The following is an 18,871-nucleotide window of genomic DNA, read 5'->3' as shown; positions in this document are numbered from 1 at the left end:
ACCTTGCCTGCGGCGGATTAGCGGATGGGTAGGCACACCCGAAACCGGCTGCCCTGTCCGGGCGTCGATTCCAGTTCGATGCGGCCTCGGTGATCCTGAACGATTTTGTAAGAGAGCGACAGCCCCAAGCCCGTTCCCTTGCCGACCGGTTTGGTCGTGAAAAACGGATCGAAGATTTTATTGCGGATGTCGGCCGGAATGCCGCGGCCGCTGTCCTCGATCTCTACCCACAGCCAATCGTTGTCTTGGTAACCGGTCCGTATCGTGATTTTGCCGAAGTCGTCGATAGCTTGCGCGGCGTTGACCAATAGATTCATGAATACTTGGTTCAGTTGGGCGCCGACGCAGGCGAAGGGTTTGAGTCCGGCGTATTCCTTGACGACTTCGGCCTTATATTTTAGCTCGTTGTTGATAATGTTCAGCGTGGCGTTCAAGCCGGCTTCCAAATCGAACGGCGCCAGCTCCTGGGTATCGATCCGCGAGAAATCGCGCAGGTCCTGCACGATTTTTTTGGCGCGCACCGCGCCTTCCATCGCCTCGTTTACCAGATCCGGCAGATCGCTTTTGATAAAGGCAAGGTCCAGCGATTTTTGCAGGTTACGAAAGGTTTGAGCTTCGGCGTGATCGGCCGGCAATTGGCCCGCCAAGCGTTCGCCGGCTTCGCTCAGTTTCAACAGGTCTTGCAGATATTGGCGCAGCGTGTTCAGATTCGAGTAAATATAGCCGAGCGGATTGTTGATTTCATGGGCCACGCCGGCCGCCAGTTGGCCTATCGACGCCATTTTTTCCGATTGCAGCAGGTGGTTTTGCGCTTCCTTGAGTTGTTGGTTCAGCAAGCTTTCCTGGTTTTTCTCGATCAGCAGCGTTTCGTTGGCGATCCGCAACTCCTGAGTGCGCTGTTCGACTAAGCCTTCCAACGCCGTTTCGGCTTGTTTTTGCACGCTGATGTCCATGCCGCAGCCCATCAGGCCGGCAAACCGGCCGTTGCCGCGTAGCCTGGGAACCGCGGTTTCCAGCACCCAAATTGGCGGCTTGCCGGCGGGCAGCAGCCGGTATTCGAGCTGTACCGCCTGTAAATCCACCGCCGCCTGCAAATAGCTTTGTCTGACCCTGGCCCGGTCTTGCGCGTCGATCAATTGCATCCAATTTTCCAGGTTCAGTTCGGTTTTCGCCAAGCCCAAGGTCTCCAGCCAATAGCGATTGCAGAAAATCGGAACGTGCTGGGCATTGGTGATCCAGATCAGCGCCGGCAACAGGTCGGCTAGCGCTCGAAAGCGAGTTTCGCTCTCTCGTAACGCCGAATATAAGTTGCTTTGCATGATGTCGGTCTGCTGTTGCTTCAGCGCTTCCGGATTGTCCGGATGCGTGTCGTTGATGGCCTGAGCCATCTTCTTGTCGGCGTAGAGAATGTGCGACGATAGCCAGCCGACCAGAAATTCCAGCAAGGCATTGGACACCCGATCGGGTTCGGCGATGGCTTTTTGTTGCTCGGCCACTACGGTAGCGACGAAGTCTCGGTGTTGCTGGCAATGCAGCTCGAAGTCGTCGGCGGCGTAATTGCCGGCCCGCATCAGCTCTTCTTCGTGCTTGAAATGGTAATCGGTGTAATCGATCAATGCCGCGACCAGATCCAAGATAGCGCGAGGCTCGTCGCCGACCGCGACCGCCTCGTCCAGCCGGTTGAGGATTTCCACCAACCGCCGGTGTTGGGCATCGACGGAAGGAATGCCGACATTGAGCTGATTGCTCCAGGTTAATATAGCCATGGATGTATTAACATTGGTTCTCTGGATTTGAAGGCCGGATAATACCCGGAGAATGATTTATCAAACAGGGTTGTCGGCCGAGGAGCCTCAGCCTTTAGCTCATACCCTCATAACTGTAAGCGATCCGATGGACATTGCAACTTCCGATACCGATTCTAACGCGACTGTCCTGTTGGTCGACGACGATCCGACCAATCTGACGGTATTCGGACAGGCGCTGGCACCGTATTACGACGTGCTGGTGGCCAATTCGGGCGAACGGGCCTTGCAACTGATACGGGCCGGCGGATGTCCGGACTTGATTCTGCTCGACGTGATGATGCCGGACATGGACGGCTATCAAGTCATCGAACGCTTGAAGGCCGATCCGGCCACCGCCTCGATACCGGTGATCTTCGTCACGGCGCTCACCTCGGGCAGCGACGAAGAGCGCGGCCTGCAATTGGGCGCGGTGGATTACATCAATAAACCCTGCCATTTGTCGATCTTGTTGGCCAGGGTGCGCACTCATCTGGAACTGAAGAAATCCCGGGATTGGTTGCAAAATCAAAACGCTTTTCTGGAGGCCGAAGTACAACGCCGGCAACAGGAAAATCAACACGTGCATCTGCAATTGCTGCAATCTGAAAAAATGGCGGCGATCGGGCAATTGGCGGCCGGCGTGGCTCACGAAATCAATAACCCGATCGGCTTCGTCACGTCCAATCTGAATGCGTTAAACGACTATATCGCCGATCTGTTTGCCGTGCTCGACGCCTGCGACGCGGCGGTGGCGGGCGGTCAAACCGATAGCGACGCATTGGCGCGGGCTCGCGCGCTAAAACAGGCCAAGAATTTGGCTTTTCTACGCAACGACATACCCGAGTTGATTGCCGAATCGCGGGAAGGTTTGGCGCGGGTCAGGCGCATCATCCAGGATTTGAAGGACTTCTCCCACGCGGACGAAAACCTGTGGGAAACGGCCGATTTGCATAAGGGTCTGGATTCGACGCTCAACATCATTTGGAACGAGCTGAAATACCATTGCACCGTCAGCAAACAATACGGCGAAGTGCCGCCCGTCCATTGTCTGCCGTCACAGCTGAACCAAGTATTCATGAATCTGCTGATCAACGCCGGCCAAGCCATCAAGACCACGGGCGAGATCGCGATTCGCACCGGTACGGCCGGCGCCGAAGCGTGGGTGGAGATCGCAGATACCGGCGAAGGCATAGCTCCCGAACATCTCAACCGTCTGTTCGAGCCGTTCTTTACCACCAAGCCGGTCGGAAAGGGGACGGGCTTGGGGCTGTCGGTATCGCAAAACATCATCAAAAAACACGGCGGACGGCTGGAAGTCAGTAGCGAACTCGGGCGGGGATCGACGTTTCGAGTCGTGTTGCCGATCTCCCAAACATAAGAAACCCGGCCGCGCGGGCGCGGCCGGGTCTGCCGTCAGTCGTTGCGTTGGCGTAGATGATCGCAGGATTCGTCCACGCCGTGGCGGTCGATATCGCAGACCGATTCCAGCCACATCGCGTTGATGATCGCAAAAGCGGCGGCGAAGCCGACGCCGAGTATCCAGGCAAAGTACCACATAGTGTGTCTCCGAATTAGTAAAGAGTATGGCTGTCGTTCAGGACGGTTTCCTCGGTCACGCTGCCCCAGATCACTTTGTAAACGAATCGGGTGTACAGCAATACGATCGGCAGGAATACCACGGTGATCCAGAACGCCCACAACAAGGTGGTGTGACTGGAACTGGCGTCCCATAGCGTCAAACTGGAGCCCGGATCGGTGGACGAAATCAGCAAGAACGGAAATAGGCCGAAGCCGACCGTCAGCGCGATGCCGGCGATACCCAAGCTACTGAACCAGAATGCCGCGCCACGCGATTCGCCCTTGCCCAATAGCCAAGCGGCGAATAGACCGATGAAACCGGCCACCGGCGCCAGCCACATCCAAGGGTAGGCCATGAAGTGTTGGAACCAGCCGGCCCCGGCCGCCACCACGGTTTTGCGCAAGGGGTTGGACGGCGCGTCGCCGGCCGCCATTTGCGTGATTTCCGGGCGCTCCAGGCCGAAGAACACCCACAGCGTCGCCGCCAGCAGCGCGGTCAGCAGCAGTGGTCCGAGCAGTTCGACCGCGAGTATCGAACGATGATGTATCGTGCCCTCGCTACGCCATTTCAAGAACAGCGCGCCGTGGAAGGTGGTCAACAACAAGCCGGTAACGCCGCACAGTAGCGCGAACGGGCTCAGCAGGCCCAGGAAGGTGCCGTCGTAAAAGGTGCGCAAGTCTTGGTCCAGATGGAACGGCAGCCCCAGGATCAGATTGCCGACCAGTACGCCCAGCAAGACCGGCGGCAAGGTGCCACCCAGGAACAAACACCAATCCCAAGTGTTACGCCAGATTGGGTCTTCGATCTTGCTGCGGTAGTCGAAGCCGGCCGGCCGGAAAAACAACGAGAACAGCACCAGCAACATGGCCGCGTAAAGGCCGGAGAACAGCGTGGCGTAAACCGCCGGCCAGATCGCGAACACCGCCCCGCCCAACAGGATCAGCCAAACCTGATTGCCTTCCCAGGTGGCGCCGACCGTGTTGATGATGACGCGGCGCTCGATGTCGTTGCGGCCGATAAAGGGTAACAGCGTGCTGACGCCGAAATCGAAGCCTTCGGTCAGCGCGAAGGCGATGCCGACGACGCCGATGAACAGCCACCAGATGACTCGTATGGTTTCGTAATCGAACATGACTTACTCCTGTGGGTGTGTAGATTGCGCGTTGCGGCCGCGATGGCCGTGGCGCGTGTCGCGCATGCGACTGGCATCGCCGGCGGGTCCGTCATGCTCGCATTTCATGGCTTGCCCGCCGACGGCGTGGCGAGCGTGATCGCTGAGCTGAGCGCCGAAAAAGCGGTGGATCGCGTCGACCAGGGCCGGCTGCTCCGCCGAATATTCGATTTCGGCGCCATTGGGCAACTCGCGGTAATCGAATCGCACCGCGCCCGCCGCGGCGGCCAATTCCGCCAGGCCCGGCATGTCGTCGCCGTGTATTCGCCGCTGTCTGGAAAAGTCGCCGTTGCGGAAGCCGGCGCTGATGTCGGCCAAATGTTGACGAATCAGACTGATTTGCTCGGCGTCGTTGGCGTCCTTGGCAATCACTTGCTGCAGACCGCCGTGTTCGGTCTTTTCGAACACATGCAGGGTTTTGTCCAACGCGAACGGCATGACGTGGCCGCCGCGTTCGGCGACCTGGTCCAAACGGGCCGGACTGGCCGGCGGTTGTGCCTGGCTGGTGCCGGCCGAGACGACGATCGCCAGGGCTAGCAGAGATGGATGGATATGCTTCATTCGATTCTCCTATTTATCGACGATGGCTCACTCAGTGGGCACCGGCAGTCGCCGTGCCGCGCTCTAAACAGTACCGGCCGGTGTGCAGACTGCTAGGCCCGAGCCGGACATACTTCAGCATCAAATACATCTCGATAATCAGCAATACCGTATAGAACAGCGCGAAACCGGCCAAGCTGAACCAGAGCTGGCCGGCTTCCAGGTTGGACACGCTCAGATGGGTCGGCAACACGCCGGAAATGGTCCAGGGTTGGCGGCCGACTTCGGCGACAAACCAGCCGGTTTCCGCGGCGATCCACGGCAGCGGTATGCACCAAACCGCCATCCGCATCAGCCAGCGTTTTTGATCGGCGACGCGGGTTGCGCAGTAATAGAACGCCATCGCGAAGATGAACAGCATCGTAAAGCCGCAGGCGACCATGATCCGGAAGGTCCAGAACAGCGGCGCGACGCGGGGGATGGTGTCGTCGGCGGCCTTTTCTATCATCGCCGGCGTGGCGTCCGCGACCTTTTCGGTGTACTTTTTCAATAGCAGGCCGTAACCGAGGTCTGCCTTATGTGCGTCGAATGCCGTTTTGGCGCTCAGGTCGCCGCCCCGCAGTTTCTGCAATTCGGCGTAGGCGATCATGCCGCTCTTGATGCGCTCGGCACTTTCGCCGCGCAAGTCTTTCAGCCCCTTGACGTCCTCGTCGATCGAGCGGGTGGCGATCAAGCCCAGTACGAACGGTATCTTGATCGCATAGTCGGTATGTTGGTTTTCCTGATCCGGGAAACCGAACACCGTGAAGCTGGCCGGGGCGGGGTGGGTGTCCCATTCGGCTTCGATGGCCGCCAGCTTGATTTTTTGGGTTTCGCCCGAGGTATAACCGCTCTCGTCGCCGAGTACGATCACCGACAGGATGGACGCCAAGCCGAAGGCCGAGGCGATCGAAAACGAGCGTCTGGCAAAGCCGATGTCGCGCTTGTTCAGCAAATACCAGGAGCTGATGCCCAGCACGAACATCGAGGCGGTCACGTAGCCGGCCGCGACGGTATGCACGAACTTGACTTGGGCGACCGGGTTGAAGAACACGTCGGCGAAGCTGGTCATTTCCATGCGTAGCGTTTCGTAGTTGAATTCGGCGCCGACCGGAAATTGCATCCAGCCGTTGGCAATCAAAATCCACAGTGCCGACACGTTGGTTCCTATCGCCAGCAGCCAAGTCACGCTCAAATGTTGAACCTTGGACAGTTTATCCCAGCCAAAGAAGAACAGGCCGACGAAGGTCGATTCCAGAAAGAACGCCATCCAGCCTTCGCTAGCCAGCAGCGGTCCGAAGATGTCGCCGACATAGTGCGAGTAATACGACCAGTTGGTGCCGAATTGAAACTCCAGCGTCAGACCGGTCGTCACCCCCATCGCGAAGTTGATGCCGAACAGCTTGCCCCAATAGCGGGTCATGTCTTTATAAACTTCCTTGCCGGTCATCACGTACACCGATTCCATGATGCCGAGAATAAAGGTCATGCCCAGCGTTAGCGGCACGAATAAAAAATGGTACAGCGCGGTTAGACCGAACTGCATGCGGGACAGCATGACTATATCGTCACCGAACATGGTTGGACTCCTTTACGGTTGTGGTGGAAAGCGTTGCCGGCGTCGCGGCGGGTAGGGCCAGTCGGGCGGCGATGTCCGGCGGCCCGGCCGGACGGTCGAGCCAGCGGAACAGTAAAAACCAAAGGCCGATCAAGAACAGCAATTTGATCAGCAGGGCGACGCCGATTTCCCAGCGCAACAATCCGGCGCGGGGCAAGTCGGGCGGTATGGGTTTGACGTTTTGCATGAGTTTGACTCCGTGGGTCCGTGTGCTTAGTTGTCGTCGGTGGGTTTGCGGATGATCCGGGTGGCGATCGCCAGCATCAGGATGGCGCCGGCAATCATCAAAATGCCGGGTCCCGCCTGGTGGTGGGCTTGAATATCGCCGATTAGCAGTCGGGCCAGCGCGGTGATCGCGATGTAAATCAAGCAACGTACCGGCATCAGATTGGTTTTGAAATAAATGCCGACCATCGCGCCCAGTTCCAGATAAATAAACAACAGCAAGATGTCGCCTATCGTGGCGTGGCCCTGCATCATCATGCCGCCATAGGCCACCACCGCCGACCAGACGATGCTGGCGCCAATCACGAACAGGGCCAGGTAATGAAAGGCTTCGATCAGCAGGTTGCCGATTTGGTCGGCCCTGACCTTGTTGCGTTCGTACCAAAGGTCGAAACGTTGCGGTTGCATGCGGCTTTCCTCAGTGCATTTGGCCGTGCATGGCCGCCGCCGGGTCGGCCGGAGCCGCTTTCAACATTTTCATGCCGCGCATGCCCATCATCACCCCCATCGTGATCAGCAACAGCGCCGACACTTTCAGCAATTGCCGCATCACGCCGGCCGGCAACAGCGTGGCGAACAGGCCGAAGCCCAACAAGGGCGGCAGGGTGCCGAGACCGAACAAGCTCAAAATCGTCGCGCCTTGCAGCGGATCGCCGCTACCGGCCGCCATCACGTACATGGCTTGCAACGGTCCGCAGCCCAGCAACAGGCCGGTCAGCAGGCCGGTCGTCAACGGGCCGCGCCGCCGCCGGCGTAGACCCTCGCGGACTTGCCGGTTCAACCCGGCCGGTCCGCGTAAACCAAAATGCCGCAACCAACCGAAAACATTCAGCATTTTCAGCCCGTACAGCACCAAGAACAGACTGGCCGCCAACGCGGCGACGGCGCGCATCGTCGGCGTAATCGCGATCAAGGCGCCCAGCAAGCCGAATCCGGCGCCGATCACGGCATAGGAAGCGGTTTTACTCAAGCCGTACACCAAGTGAGACAGTGCTTGCCGAAATTTACCGCTTGTCGGATCGGTGTAGCCGACCACGAAGCCGCCGCACATGCCGATACAGTGAAAGCCGGTCAAAAAGCCCAGACCCAACAACAGACCGCGGTCCATGTGCGGTCCGATTTGCCGCATCACGTCCGGCATCAGACTTTTGCCCCAAAATGTCACGCCGCCGACGCCGATCAAGAGCAGCACAAACGCCAACATGCTCCAAACGCGACCGGCTCGGGCGGCCGGCCGCGGATTGGCTTGGTAGCCGCGCGCCGCCAACGCGGCTTGCACGCGGTTTAGATCGATCAAGCGGTTGTCGTAGCTAAATTTGGCCTGGTGCTCCGCATAACTGACCGCATCGACCTGAACGCCGGGCAGGGCTTGCAAAATATCCGCGATGGCCGCTTCGCAACCGCCGCAATGCATGCCGCCAATGTCGAGTTGTACTTTTTCCACCGACATGATTCGATCCTCCGCTATCTTGGGCGAAGCGCTATTCCACCAGGAAGTCGCGCATCATCCCCATGTCTTCGTGTTCCAGGTTGTGGCAGTGATACATAAACAAGCCCTTGAAATCCTGGAACGGTTTGATCATTTTTATCCGTTCGCCCGGCATGACCAACACGGTGTCTTTCCAGCCGCTATCGATAAAGCCGTCCTTGACCGATGCGTAATCCGCGCTTACGCCGGCCGTGTCGCGCTCGAGAATCTGGAATTGCTGACCGTGCAAATGGATGGGGTGGGCCATCGCCATCATCATGCCCATATTGCCGCCCATGCCGTGCCGCCCCATGCCCATCATCCCGCCGCGACCCATTCCGCCGTGCGTATGAAAAATTTCCAGGGTTTGCAAAGTGTCGACCTGGATGCGTTCGCCGGGCTGGATGTCGTTGAACGCGTAAGGCCTATCGTTCAGCACCATGCGCATCGGGCCCTCCGAGATACCGATCGGGACGGGTTGTCGCGGATTGGCGGTATCGGTCGGCCGATAGCGTTTAATAGTAGACAATTTGTGAGGTAATGCCGGACTGTCGCCGGCCGGTCGTGCTATCCGCACTTGAAAAATCGGGTAATCGCCGCCAACCGGCAGCGCCGAGCCGTGCATGCCGCCCATCATTCGCTCGCCCATTCCGGGCAATACGCCGGAAAAAGAACGGCTGCGCATCGTTAACCGCGTTCCGACTTTACGCCCGCTGAAATCCGCCCAGACGTCGATACGTTCGCCGGGTGCCAGCATCACGTAAGGTTTGTCGATCGGGGTTTCCAGCAAACCACCGTCGCAACCGATGACGGTGACGGGGCTAGCGTCGTCCCAAGCCAGTTTGTAGATGCGCGCCGTTGAGCCGTTGAGGACGCGGAAACGGTAAGCCCGAGCGTCGGCGTCGAGCTGAAAATCGGGGCAACCGTTGACCAGAATTCGGTCGCCGTAGAATCCCATCATTCGGTCGTGCATGTGGCTGGCGTATACCAGTTGGTTTTGCCCGTCGAAGCGGCGGTCTTGGATCACGATCGGAATTTCGTATTCGCCGTCCGGCAGTCCCAGACGGCGTTCTTCGGAGTCATTCACCAGAATGGCGCCGGCCAAGCCTTGGTAGACATGCTTGCCGGTCAAATTGTGGGTGTGCGGATGATACAGGTTCATGCCCGCCCGGTTGCGCATCTCGAATTCGTAAACGTAGGTCTCGCCGGCGGCAATCTCGTAGAGCGGATGGCCGTCCATCTCGGCCGGCACGTGCAGGCCGTGCCAATGGGTGATGGTGGGGCCATGCAGCCGGTTGCGCAGATTGATGCGAATTTTTTGGCCGGTTTCGAAACGCAACAGCGGCCCCAGATAAGAATCCGGCAATTCGGTCAACGTGCCGGCGGGGCCCCTCAGCAGTTTTCCCGTGTACTTTAATACCCGCGTCGGCTGGCCGGGCAATATCGTTTGAGTCGCTTGCTGGCAGATCAAGTCGAGTTCGACGTCCGGGTGAAAGTTGGCCGAAGCCTGACGCGGCGGCGTTTTCGGCATGTCGCCCATGCCTTCCATCGCCCGCGCCAAGCCGGGCATCGCTGCCCAAGCCATCAGACCCGCACCTGCTTGCGCGAAAAAATGCCGACGCGCACGGCTGAACGTTTGAGACATATTCCCCCCCTCGAACCTCGGTTATCGTTATTATCCGCCCGGCGATTCCGGCACGGCGGCCGTCCCTGGGTCGGCGCGAAACGCCGTGGCGTTCGCGGTCGAGCGCTTAGCGTCTCCGCGCTTCGCGATTAATGCGTCAGTGGCCGTTTAGCCGACGCACCGGGCGGCCGGCGATGAATTCGTCCGCCAATCAGCAACAAGGTCAGCAAAATGGCGATGCCGGCCAACAAGCGGTTGACATGCGCGCGATCGGCTATCAAGTCCTGCAATTCGCTCCACAGTTCGGCGGTCACGGCGTTGGACAGAACGTACCCGGCCACCAGCAGTACGAACCAGCCGAAACCGCGCCGCAAGGCCGCCGGACTTAAGTAGTTCGACAACCAACCGCCGAGCAAACTGCCGACCACCGCGCCGCCGGTAAAGGTCAAGGTCAACGTCAAATCCAGCTCGGCATGATTGCTGTAACCGGCCAAGCCGGCTACCGCGTTGATGACGATGATCAGCAGCGAGGTGCCGATGGCCGCGGTCATCGGCAAATCCACCAGCAACACCAGCGCGGGCACGATCAAAAAGCCGCCGCCGACACCGACCAAACCGGTCAGGCCGCCGACCAGCAAGCCGTCGAACAACAGGCGCGGGTAGGGCGTATTTAGCGGGCACAGACCGCCTGAAACGACTTCGTCGGGCCGCGGCGGCCGCTTGTTGGCGATCATCGCCAAGGCCGTTACCAATGTCACCAGACCGAACAAGGCCATCAGCAGGTCGCCGGAGAATTGGCCGGCCAACCGGCCGCCGCCGAAGGCGCCCAGCATGCCGGCGGTACCGAAGGCCAGCGCGCTCTTCCAGCAAACGTGGCCGCGCCGGGCGTGCGGAATCAAGGCCATCAGACTGGAGATGCCGACCACGACGAACGAGGTGGCGATGGCGGTTTTCGGCGCGACGTGCAGCAAGTAAACCAATACCGGCACGGTCAGAATCGAACCGCCGCCGCCCAACAGGCCCAGCAGCAACCCGATCGCAATCGCCAACGCGAAGGCCGTGATCATGGCTTAGGCTCCGGCTTCGGTCATGCCGCAGGATTGGTTGGCCGGTAAAGCTTGGTCGATGAAGCGCGGATAGGCCAGTTTCAGTTCCGCCATGATCGCGATGAATTCCTCGCGGCTACGGCCTTGGCCGATGCGCGGGTTTTTGGCCATCTCCTGCTTGATGGTCGAGACGGTGTTGCCTTGGTAGTCATGCCCCGGATACACCAGCGTGTCCGGAGCTAACGTGAATAGTTGGCCGGTGATGCTGTCGTAGAGTTGGCCGGCGTTGCCTTGTTGAAAGTCGCTCCGGCCGCTGCCGCCGATCAACAGCGCATCGCCGGTGAACACCCGGTCGCTCATCACGTAGGATACGCAGCCGGCGGTATGGCCCGGCGTATGGCGGACTTCGAAGTCCAGGTCGCCGATTTGCAGCGGCACGCCGTGGGTGACCAGCAAATCGGCGCACATCGCGCCGGCGTCGCGATGCACGACGCTTTTGCTGCCCAAGGCTTCCCGCAAGCGTCCGGCGCCGGTAATGTGGTCGGCGTGGACGTGGGTTTCCATCGTGTACACCAGTTTCAGGTTCAAGCTGGTCAGCAAATCGATGTAAGCGGGTACTTCCGACGCGACCGGGTCGATCAGACAGGCGCGGCGGGTACGTTCGCAACCGAGCAAATAGGTATAGGTGGAAGTTTCGGATTCGAAGAGTTGGCGGAAAAGCATCGTCGTTCTCCAGGTTGGTTGAATCGGGTAGACGTTGTCAATACGTAATCAAGAGCCGTGCCAATAGCTCGCACTGAATTGTCATAGGCTAAGTAATTGATTTTACAGGCTGTCGGTAGGGGGCAAGGCGGAAATGGTTGTTTCATGATGAAACATTGAAACAATACTGATACGCTTGAAACATTTTTGAAACAACCGCTTGGAAGGCCTATGTCGTTTTCATCCGCATTGTTTAAAACTTGGCTTTACCGGGCCGGCGCCGAGCCGCTGGTCGAGGCGCTCAGCGATCTGGCCGACAGCGGTGCGGTATTCATCGTCGATGCCGACAGCCAGATACTGTTCTGGAGCAAGAGCGCCGAAAAGCTGTTCGGCATCGGCGCCGAAACCGCGCTGGGCCAACCCTGTCACACGGTGTTGCATTGCGACGGCGAAGGCGACCCTTGCAATTTGGCGGAACTGCGCATCATCAAGTCGCAGGGATTGAACGTCCACTTGCCCAACGGCGTCACGCTGCCGTGTTATCGAACCGCGCGGGCGTTTTTCGACGGCAACGGGGTGTTCGTCGGGGCGCTGGAAATCGTTCGACCGCAAACCGAAGCCCAGCCGGCCAGTGCCGGCGACCACGACAGTTTCCACGGCATCCTGACCCGCGATCCCTTGATGCGGGAAGCGATCGCCATCATCCGCAACGTTGCCGAAACCGAAGTGACGGTACTGATACGCGGCGAATCGGGAACCGGCAAGGAAATCGTTGCTCACGCGCTGCATTTGGAAAGCCCTCGCCATTTCCAGCCGTTTTTGGCGATTAACTGCGCGGCGCTGACGCCCAGCTTGCTGGAGAGCGAACTGTTCGGCCACGTCAAGGGCGCGTTTACCGGCGCGGTGCGGCATCACATCGGCCTGTTCCAGCGCGCCAACGGCGGCACGCTGTTTTTGGACGAAGTCGCGGAATTGCCGCTCGAATTGCAAGCCAAGCTACTAAGGGTGTTGCAGGAGCGCAATTTCATTCCGGTTGGCGGCGACGCGGCGGTCAGCGTGGACGTGCGCATCATTGCCGCCACCCACCGCTCGCTACGGGAGGAAGTCAAGGCCGGCCGCTTTCGCGAAGATTTGATGTACCGCTTGCGGGTGGTGCCGATTTATCTGCCGCCGTTACGCGATCGCCGCCAGGATATTGGTCTGTTGCTATGGCATTTGATCGAACGCCACAACTTGCAAGGTCGGCGCCGGATCGATGCGATCGCGCCGGAAGCAATGCGCTTGCTGTTGGATTACCCTTGGCCCGGCAACGTCCGGGAATTGCAGAACGTGGTCGAATACGCCTTTGCTGTGGGGCGGGGCAGCGAAATGCGCTTGGAAGAATTGCCGCCGGAGTTCCGCGAACCGTTCGGCACGGCGGCCAAGCTCCCGCTTGCAGGTCAGACCGGGGCGCGTAGCGGCGACGAAGCCGGGCTGATCCGCGAAGCTTTGGCTCAGGGTGGCGGCAACTTGGAGCAAGCCGCCCGCTACGCCGGCATGAGCCGAGCCACCTTCTGGCGCAAGCGGCGCAAATACGGGTTGTAGCGGCGGGCCGGATTGATCGGTTCTTGCCTCAATACTCGCGGTCCGCACGAGACAGCGCTGTCTTGGAACCGGACCGAGGATGTCTCGCGCCCACGGCCGCCAAGCGTTGTCGCGACGGTCTCGCGTTGGCGGCTCGGCGGTGCGGCAATTCAACGCATATCGAAAAATCACGAGGTTTGTTAGATTTCGCACTTTGTAGCGCTTCGGGCAATTCGAAATCCGGGGCCGATAGGAGCATCAACATGAAACATCCGATAAAAGCCGGCTTGCTGGTGGTTGTGCTCGCGCACTTGATCGTCGGCGGCGCGACCATCCACGCGATGTTCGCCTGGATTTTCGGAGGGCACGACCCTGTCACGGTCACTGCCGCTACTTCTACCGCCGGCCAGCCGCAAGTTTTGGGTGGCGGCGAACCCGCCGGGGCGGTGCTGGCCGCCAGCCAGCCAATACCTGGCAGGTAAGCGTCCTTCGAGCTGGCGGCGGCCGGTTCGACTTTCAGTTTCAGGTCGGACATTAAGCGCCGGAGGAGTGTCCCGCGAGGTTGTTCGCGAAGCCGCCGGTAATCCTCTGCGCTGAGTAGGACTGGTTGCGGCAGCGAAAGAAGCAAGCGTTCAGCGACGGGTAGAAAGGCCTGGGCTATTTTTAGGCTTTGCCGGTCTTTGCAAGCAGTGCTAGGCGTTGGCGATCCGCTTAAATCCAAGTCGCTCCGGCACGCGGTGCCGACACCGATGTTTTTAGCGAGGATAAAAATCCGCTCCCGATCCGGCGCCTGTGATAAAACCCCTGCGTTTTTCCGATACGGTTTAGCTATGTCGATGTCCGCTTTCCCTATCCTATATAGCTTCCGCCGCTGTCCTTACGCGATGCGGGCTCGATTGGCACTGGCGGCCGCCGGCGTCGTTGTCGAGCTGCGCGAAGTCCAATTGCGTCAAAAACCGGCGGCATTGTTGGCGATTTCGCCTAAGGCCACAGTACCGGTGCTGCTGACCGAAACCGGCGAGGTCGTCGACGAAAGCCTGGACATCATGTTCTGGGCCTTACGGCGGTCCGATCCCGAAGGTTGGCTGGCCGGCACCGACTCGGCGCGCGCCTTGATCGCGCGCAACGACGGCGAGTTCAAGCACTGGCTGGACCGCTATAAGTATGCCGATCGCTATCCCGAACACAGCCAGACCGATTATCGCCGACACGGCGAGGCGTTTTTGACGGCATTGGATGATCGTCTAAGGGGCTCGGCCTACTTGCGCGGCGACCGGTTCGGTTTGGCCGACGCCGCGATTGCGCCGTTTGTCCGCCAATTCGCGGCAGTTGACAATGCTTGGTTCGAGGCCGCCGCTTACCCGGCGTTGCGGCGCTGGTTGAGCGAGTTTTTGGCGTCGAAACGTTTCGCGGGCATTATGCACGGTTACAGCGCCTGGCAGCCGGACGCCGCGCCGGTTTGGTTCGGCGGCTTAATTTAGCGGCTCTGCAATGGGGCTTGAGTCCTTGGAAAGTGTTTCGATAACGTACGGAGATACCTTAAGTTGGAAAGGCCTCGGTTCCGGCCGAAACCTCTCTAAGAGACTTGTAACGATTCAGCATAGGTTTCTTCCGGCGCGAAAACCGTCGTTTGGTCGTTAGAGCTTTGGCGGGCGCGGCCCTATCGAGTTTTTACTTGACGACTCAATGGGCCTAACGCGCAAATACCCTACTTAGGGAGGGTTTCCGGAACACGGATTTGCGGTTATTGTTTACCCGCTGATGAATGTTGCTAGAGCGGCTGGTCAGCGTAGTCGGATTCGATCAATCGATTGTCCGAGCATTTCCAAGACAAACAGGAGTTATCATGAAACTATTACGTACCTCATTTATGACGGCCGTGCTGTTAGGCGCGGGACTGAGTGCCGCTGACGCCGCGCAACAACCGAATTATTATGAATGCGTTGGTCGCGGGGCCAGCCTAAGCCTCAGTGTCGGCAGTAAATCGGAAGTCGGCATCCTGCCGGCGACCACCGTGCTCAATCTGGAGCTGGGTAAGAAGAGTTATTCTTACCAGGATACCGATATTTCCGTGGAATCGACCTTAATTGGCGACCTGTGGGAGGTAACTTTGGGCTTTATCCCGGATGTCAGCGTGGATCACGCTTCGTTGGTCATTCCGCAAATCAATCTCGGCAATGCGCCTTACCGCTTCGCGAGCAAGCTGATTTTGACCCACGTACAGACACCATTCACCACCGAACCCCCTGTTGGCGTTGTGAATGCTTCGAAGTACATCGACCTCAACTGCACCGCGTCGGTGTTGTTCTACTAAGCGCTAAAACCCCGCCGGCGGTGTGATCCCAAACCGGCGGGGCCGATTTCGCCGTCGGCTAGCTTTGGAGCAGTATAGCGGCTGGCCGATTTGGATGAGGCCGTCGTGGTTTGTGAGCGTTGGCCGGCTCAGTTTCGCCAATCAAAATGAAGCTTCCGCTTGAAATTTATGCCATCGCTCACCATGCTGTGGATGTAGCGCCGCTTGCTGGCGAGATTCTAGTCAGTCGCCCAGCGTGCAAAGCGTAGATTGAGGTTCCCGCGGTCCGTCGCGGAAGCCTCCCCAAGCCGGAGGTCACCATGCAACATTCTCCCAATCCCCATTCAGCCGATGTATTCGTCAAACGCCTGATCGCCGTTGGCGCGGTGGCGGCCGGGTTGATCCTGCTGTGGCATTGGCGGCCGGAAACACCGACCGAGCCGGCGCCGGTCAGAACCGTCGCGGCGCGCGGCGATTTGGCCGCCGACGAAAAAAGCACGATAGAACTATTCGAAAAATCCCGTGACTCGGTGGTTTACATCACCACCGCTTCGCTGGTGCGCGACGCCTGGACCCGCAACGTATTCTCGGTGCCCAAGGGCTCCGGTTCCGGTTTTATCTGGGACGAGGCCGGCCACGTGGTCACCAATTTCCACGTGATCGCCGGCGCCAACGAAGCCACCGTCAAGCTGGCCGACGGCCGTGACTATAAAGCGGCGCTGGTTGGCGCCAGCCAGGTGCACGACATCGCGGTGTTGAAAATCGGCGTTGGCTTCAAACGGCCGCCGCCGGTACCGGTCGGCACCAGCAACGACCTCAAGGTCGGGCAAAAAGTATTCGCGATCGGCAACCCGTTCGGTTTGGACTGGACCTTGACCAGCGGCATCGTCTCGGCGCTGGATCGCTCGCTGGGCGGCCAAGACGGCCCGGCCGTCGAGCATTTGATCCAGACCGACGCGGCGATCAATCCCGGCAACTCCGGCGGCCCGCTGCTGGATTCGGCCGGCCGCTTGATCGGCATCAATACCGCGATTTACAGCCCCAGCGGCGCCTCGGCCGGCATCGGTTTCGCGGTGCCGGTCGATACCGTGATGCGGGTAGTGCCGGAATTGATCAAACAGGGCAAATACATTCGTCCGGCGCTGGGCATTGAGATCGACCAGCAAATGAACGAGCGCCTGGCCGAATTGACCGGCACCGCCGGCGTCGCGGTGTTACGGGTGCAACCCGGCTCGGCGGCCGATCAAGCGGGCTTGCGGGGCGTCGAAGTCACGCCGGACGGCGTGGCGCCTGGCGACGTCATCGTCGCGATCGACGGCAAGGACGTCGATTCCCTGTCCAAATTGTTCGCCCGTTTGGACGATCGGCAAGTCGGCGACGTCGTCAAAGTGCGGCTGGTCAACAACGGCCGGACGCGCGAAGTCGAAGTGACCTTGCAACCGGGGAACTGATGCCTTACCCCCCAACCGGGCGCGCGAGGCCCCGGCGCCCTGTTGCCAGCTCGCCATTCGGCGATCGGCTGGTAAGCTGACAAGACAAACGACTCGTGTGATCAACCATGACCGCAAGCAAACCGCCCAGACTCAATCCGCGCAAACTGCTGCTCAGCAAATGGACCGCCGTGGCGCCGCGGCGTAAAGAAAAACACTTCATCGTCAGCGAAGTGCTGTGGCCGGACGACCCGGCGGCGCCATTGGAATTGATTGAATTGGAAGCGGTGCATAGCCGGCGCAGGCAACGGCTGCCGTGGCGGGCTTTGCTGGATACGGACACGTGGCGGCAGGGCTGGCATTGAGGGGCTGTCGATGAATGGGTTGGCGCGGTTTTCCGACCAAGCCAATCGGTCCGCCCCTTCGACTCCGCTCCCTTCGACTCCGCTCAGGGAACGGGCCGGTTTTTAGCCGCGCGGAGTTGGTTGTTATGTGACCGTTTCCTAACAGGCGCCGTCCGATCCCTGAGCGCAATGCCGTTAAGTTAAGCCGTACGTGGTTGACTGCATGGATGCGGGAGGTAGAGCAACGCAGGAGCGGTTGCCGAGAACTTGTCGAACCATGAACGGCTTAACTATTCGCCCTTCGACAGGCTCAGGACGAACGGTCAATCCTTATCTTAACGACATTGCCTCCGAGCGGAGCGACCCGGTCCCAAAATCGAGCCACCAGGTTCCTTGGCGGAGCCAAGAGTAGAACCACCCGGTCCCTTGGCTGAGCCAAGAGTAGAGCCACCCGGTCCCTTGGCTGAGCCAAGAGTAGAGCCACCCGGTCCCTTGGCTGAGCCAAGAGTAGAGCCACCCGGTCCCTGAGCGGAGTCGAAGGGAACGTCTCCCATCCAAACGCCGAATCGATACAATGCCCCCACGTCCAAACCAACCGGCATCGACTTGGATTTTTGACCAGCCAAAGGAAAACTCGAATGACCCGCTCGATCGCGAAACCGGCCAATCCGCAGGGGAAGGGGAGCGTCGCCGTGCTGGACAGCTTGCAGCAGGCCCGGAACCAATTGGTCGCCCCAGCCAAAAGCCTGCGGCAAATCAGCAGCGACTTGTTTACCTCGTTGTTCGTGTTAAACAGCCACATTCGTTTCAAACCGACCGCCAAGCAAACCTATTGGCTGTATCTGAAAGACGGCGAATATCGGCTGTCGTTGATCGCGCCGGCGCAGTGGTCGCCGGATCGATCCGGCCGCTTTATCGGCGCCTGCGAGTTGCAAGCCGATTTGACCTGGACCCTGGAACTATCCGCCGACTGCGCCAACGACCAGGCCTTCCTGCAAACGATAGCCGAACGCCGCCGGCAACTGGAACAGGCACTGCAACAGGCCGAAAAAATCGAAGACGCTTTGCCGGTCTACGTCGAAACCCTGCCGTATTACGCCAGAGTGCTGGCCTCGGCGTTGGCGTATTCGCTGAAGCAATCGATGCAAAAATCCGGCATATTGGGTTTGAGCTTTCGGCAAGCCGAAAAGCAGCGGCGGCTGACTCAAACCGAATAGCGCAGCCTTGCCGCGCCAATCACGTGGGCCTTGCCGGAAATTTAAACTCAGTCAGGCACAAGCCCAACAACATACCGGTAAGCAGACGACGGCGATAAAAAAACGGGGGACGTTGCCGTTTGAACAGTCGCGCGGCCGTGTTTGAACCGCAACGATCTCATCTCGACAGGCAACGCCGTCGTTTGCATGCGCAAGGTTCTTATCCGAACCGTCAGCGTTGCCATA

The 18,871-nt window shown here is 59.4% G+C and carries 19 protein-coding genes; 8 read left to right on the top strand and 11 right to left on the bottom strand.

The window, feature by feature from the left end; genetic code table 11:
* Nucleotides 1-17: 17 nt before the first annotated feature.
* Nucleotides 18-1,766: a bacteriohemerythrin gene (locus tag ACQE3D_RS20815; protein ID WP_071156110.1), complete on the bottom strand. Its 1,749-nt coding sequence runs from the start codon at nucleotides 1,764-1,766 to the stop codon at nucleotides 18-20.
* A gap of 127 nt (nucleotides 1,767-1,893) precedes the next feature.
* Between ACQE3D_RS20815 and ACQE3D_RS20810 the strand changes: the two genes are divergently transcribed.
* Complete coding sequence (locus tag ACQE3D_RS20810; RefSeq protein WP_313730620.1) at nucleotides 1,894-3,165, top strand: ATP-binding protein; 1,272 nt, start codon at nucleotides 1,894-1,896, stop codon at nucleotides 3,163-3,165.
* A gap of 35 nt (nucleotides 3,166-3,200) precedes the next feature.
* On the opposite strand, the gene cydX is transcribed toward ACQE3D_RS20810, so the two are convergent.
* The 10 genes from cydX to ACQE3D_RS20760 form a co-directional block, all read right to left on the bottom strand.
* The gene (gene cydX / locus ACQE3D_RS20805; protein ID WP_064024721.1) at nucleotides 3,201-3,344 is read right to left on the bottom strand and encodes a cytochrome bd-I oxidase subunit CydX; all 144 of its coding nucleotides are present in this window, start codon (nucleotides 3,342-3,344) and stop codon (nucleotides 3,201-3,203) included.
* A 14-nt stretch (nucleotides 3,345-3,358) separates the two neighbouring features.
* Nucleotides 3,359-4,498, bottom strand: a complete 1,140-nt coding sequence (gene cydB, locus ACQE3D_RS20800; protein ID WP_313730621.1) for a cytochrome d ubiquinol oxidase subunit II — start codon at nucleotides 4,496-4,498, stop codon at nucleotides 3,359-3,361.
* Nucleotides 4,499-4,501: 3 nt separating this feature from the next.
* Nucleotides 4,502-5,098, bottom strand: a complete 597-nt coding sequence (locus ACQE3D_RS20795; RefSeq protein ID WP_313730622.1) for an aspartate carbamoyltransferase — start codon at nucleotides 5,096-5,098, stop codon at nucleotides 4,502-4,504.
* A gap of 31 nt (nucleotides 5,099-5,129) precedes the next feature.
* On the bottom strand, nucleotides 5,130-6,695 hold the full coding sequence (locus ACQE3D_RS20790) for a cytochrome ubiquinol oxidase subunit I (RefSeq protein ID WP_313730624.1): 1,566 nt from the start codon (nucleotides 6,693-6,695) through the stop codon (nucleotides 5,130-5,132).
* Nucleotides 6,685-6,921: a hypothetical protein gene (locus ACQE3D_RS20785; RefSeq protein ID WP_313730626.1), complete on the bottom strand. Its 237-nt coding sequence runs from the start codon at nucleotides 6,919-6,921 to the stop codon at nucleotides 6,685-6,687. Before ACQE3D_RS20785 ends, ACQE3D_RS20790 begins: the two co-directional genes overlap by 11 nt.
* A gap of 26 nt (nucleotides 6,922-6,947) precedes the next feature.
* The gene (locus ACQE3D_RS20780; RefSeq protein ID WP_064024711.1) at nucleotides 6,948-7,367 is read right to left on the bottom strand and encodes a phosphate-starvation-inducible protein PsiE; all 420 of its coding nucleotides are present in this window, start codon (nucleotides 7,365-7,367) and stop codon (nucleotides 6,948-6,950) included.
* Nucleotides 7,368-7,377: 10 nt separating this feature from the next.
* On the bottom strand, nucleotides 7,378-8,409 hold the full coding sequence (locus ACQE3D_RS20775; RefSeq protein WP_313730627.1) for a sulfite exporter TauE/SafE family protein: 1,032 nt from the start codon (nucleotides 8,407-8,409) through the stop codon (nucleotides 7,378-7,380).
* Between the two features lie 31 nt (nucleotides 8,410-8,440).
* Nucleotides 8,441-10,072 (bottom strand): multicopper oxidase family protein, encoded by a 1,632-nt coding sequence (locus ACQE3D_RS20770; protein ID WP_313730628.1) that lies wholly within the window; start codon nucleotides 10,070-10,072, stop codon nucleotides 8,441-8,443.
* A 128-nt stretch (nucleotides 10,073-10,200) separates the two neighbouring features.
* Entirely contained in the window at nucleotides 10,201-11,118 is a 918-nt protein-coding gene (locus tag ACQE3D_RS20765) for a sulfite exporter TauE/SafE family protein (protein WP_064024706.1), read from the bottom strand.
* Nucleotides 11,119-11,121: 3 nt separating this feature from the next.
* Nucleotides 11,122-11,820 (bottom strand): MBL fold metallo-hydrolase, encoded by a 699-nt coding sequence (locus tag ACQE3D_RS20760; RefSeq protein ID WP_313730629.1) that lies wholly within the window; start codon nucleotides 11,818-11,820, stop codon nucleotides 11,122-11,124.
* Between the two features lie 210 nt (nucleotides 11,821-12,030).
* On the opposite strand from ACQE3D_RS20760, the gene ACQE3D_RS20755 reads away from it, so the two are divergent.
* The 7 genes from ACQE3D_RS20755 to ACQE3D_RS20725 all read left to right on the top strand — a co-directional run bounded on the left by ACQE3D_RS20755 (nucleotide 12,031) and on the right by ACQE3D_RS20725 (nucleotide 18,646).
* On the top strand, nucleotides 12,031-13,383 hold the full coding sequence (locus tag ACQE3D_RS20755) for a sigma-54 interaction domain-containing protein (RefSeq protein ID WP_313730630.1): 1,353 nt from the start codon (nucleotides 12,031-12,033) through the stop codon (nucleotides 13,381-13,383).
* A 242-nt stretch (nucleotides 13,384-13,625) separates the two neighbouring features.
* Nucleotides 13,626-13,844 (top strand): hypothetical protein, encoded by a 219-nt coding sequence (locus ACQE3D_RS20750; RefSeq protein ID WP_313730632.1) that lies wholly within the window; start codon nucleotides 13,626-13,628, stop codon nucleotides 13,842-13,844.
* Nucleotides 13,845-14,198: 354 nt separating this feature from the next.
* Nucleotides 14,199-14,843, top strand: coding sequence for a glutathione S-transferase (locus ACQE3D_RS20745; RefSeq protein WP_168033209.1), 645 nt, complete (start codon nucleotides 14,199-14,201; stop codon nucleotides 14,841-14,843).
* A 365-nt stretch (nucleotides 14,844-15,208) separates the two neighbouring features.
* Nucleotides 15,209-15,676: a hypothetical protein gene (locus ACQE3D_RS20740; RefSeq protein WP_157197715.1), complete on the top strand. Its 468-nt coding sequence runs from the start codon at nucleotides 15,209-15,211 to the stop codon at nucleotides 15,674-15,676.
* A 299-nt stretch (nucleotides 15,677-15,975) separates the two neighbouring features.
* Nucleotides 15,976-17,106 (top strand): S1C family serine protease, encoded by a 1,131-nt coding sequence (locus ACQE3D_RS20735; protein ID WP_313730633.1) that lies wholly within the window; start codon nucleotides 15,976-15,978, stop codon nucleotides 17,104-17,106.
* Between the two features lie 107 nt (nucleotides 17,107-17,213).
* On the top strand, nucleotides 17,214-17,450 hold the full coding sequence (locus ACQE3D_RS20730) for a TIGR02450 family Trp-rich protein (RefSeq protein WP_064024693.1): 237 nt from the start codon (nucleotides 17,214-17,216) through the stop codon (nucleotides 17,448-17,450).
* Nucleotides 17,451-18,067: 617 nt separating this feature from the next.
* Complete coding sequence (locus tag ACQE3D_RS20725) at nucleotides 18,068-18,646, top strand: DUF2452 domain-containing protein (protein ID WP_313730635.1); 579 nt, start codon at nucleotides 18,068-18,070, stop codon at nucleotides 18,644-18,646.
* Nucleotides 18,647-18,871 lie beyond the last annotated feature (225 nt).

Source organism: Methylomonas sp. MS20 (genome assembly GCF_050275925.1).
Classification (GTDB): Bacteria; Pseudomonadota; Gammaproteobacteria; order Methylococcales; family Methylomonadaceae; genus Methylomonas; species Methylomonas koyamae_A.
This window is presented reverse-complemented; position numbering and strand designations above follow the sequence as displayed.

Coding starts and splice junctions, on each gene's coding strand:
- ACQE3D_RS20815 (WP_071156110.1), bottom strand. CDS start 1,766: ATGGCTATATTAACCTGGAGCAATCAGCTCAATGTCGGCATTCCTTCC.
- ACQE3D_RS20810 (WP_313730620.1), top strand. CDS start 1,894: ATGGACATTGCAACTTCCGATACCGATTCTAACGCGACTGTCCTGTTG.
- cydX (WP_064024721.1), bottom strand. CDS start 3,344: ATGTGGTACTTTGCCTGGATACTCGGCGTCGGCTTCGCCGCCGCTTTT.
- cydB (WP_313730621.1), bottom strand. CDS start 4,498: ATGTTCGATTACGAAACCATACGAGTCATCTGGTGGCTGTTCATCGGC.
- ACQE3D_RS20795 (WP_313730622.1), bottom strand. CDS start 5,098: ATGAAGCATATCCATCCATCTCTGCTAGCCCTGGCGATCGTCGTCTCG.
- ACQE3D_RS20790 (WP_313730624.1), bottom strand. CDS start 6,695: ATGTTCGGTGACGATATAGTCATGCTGTCCCGCATGCAGTTCGGTCTA.
- ACQE3D_RS20785 (WP_313730626.1), bottom strand. CDS start 6,921: ATGCAAAACGTCAAACCCATACCGCCCGACTTGCCCCGCGCCGGATTG.
- ACQE3D_RS20780 (WP_064024711.1), bottom strand. CDS start 7,367: ATGCAACCGCAACGTTTCGACCTTTGGTACGAACGCAACAAGGTCAGG.
- ACQE3D_RS20775 (WP_313730627.1), bottom strand. CDS start 8,409: ATGTCGGTGGAAAAAGTACAACTCGACATTGGCGGCATGCATTGCGGC.
- ACQE3D_RS20770 (WP_313730628.1), bottom strand. CDS start 10,072: ATGTCTCAAACGTTCAGCCGTGCGCGTCGGCATTTTTTCGCGCAAGCA.
- ACQE3D_RS20765 (WP_064024706.1), bottom strand. CDS start 11,118: ATGATCACGGCCTTCGCGTTGGCGATTGCGATCGGGTTGCTGCTGGGC.
- ACQE3D_RS20760 (WP_313730629.1), bottom strand. CDS start 11,820: ATGCTTTTCCGCCAACTCTTCGAATCCGAAACTTCCACCTATACCTAT.
- ACQE3D_RS20755 (WP_313730630.1), top strand. CDS start 12,031: ATGTCGTTTTCATCCGCATTGTTTAAAACTTGGCTTTACCGGGCCGGC.
- ACQE3D_RS20750 (WP_313730632.1), top strand. CDS start 13,626: ATGAAACATCCGATAAAAGCCGGCTTGCTGGTGGTTGTGCTCGCGCAC.
- ACQE3D_RS20745 (WP_168033209.1), top strand. CDS start 14,199: ATGTCCGCTTTCCCTATCCTATATAGCTTCCGCCGCTGTCCTTACGCG.
- ACQE3D_RS20740 (WP_157197715.1), top strand. CDS start 15,209: ATGAAACTATTACGTACCTCATTTATGACGGCCGTGCTGTTAGGCGCG.
- ACQE3D_RS20735 (WP_313730633.1), top strand. CDS start 15,976: ATGCAACATTCTCCCAATCCCCATTCAGCCGATGTATTCGTCAAACGC.
- ACQE3D_RS20730 (WP_064024693.1), top strand. CDS start 17,214: ATGACCGCAAGCAAACCGCCCAGACTCAATCCGCGCAAACTGCTGCTC.
- ACQE3D_RS20725 (WP_313730635.1), top strand. CDS start 18,068: ATGACCCGCTCGATCGCGAAACCGGCCAATCCGCAGGGGAAGGGGAGC.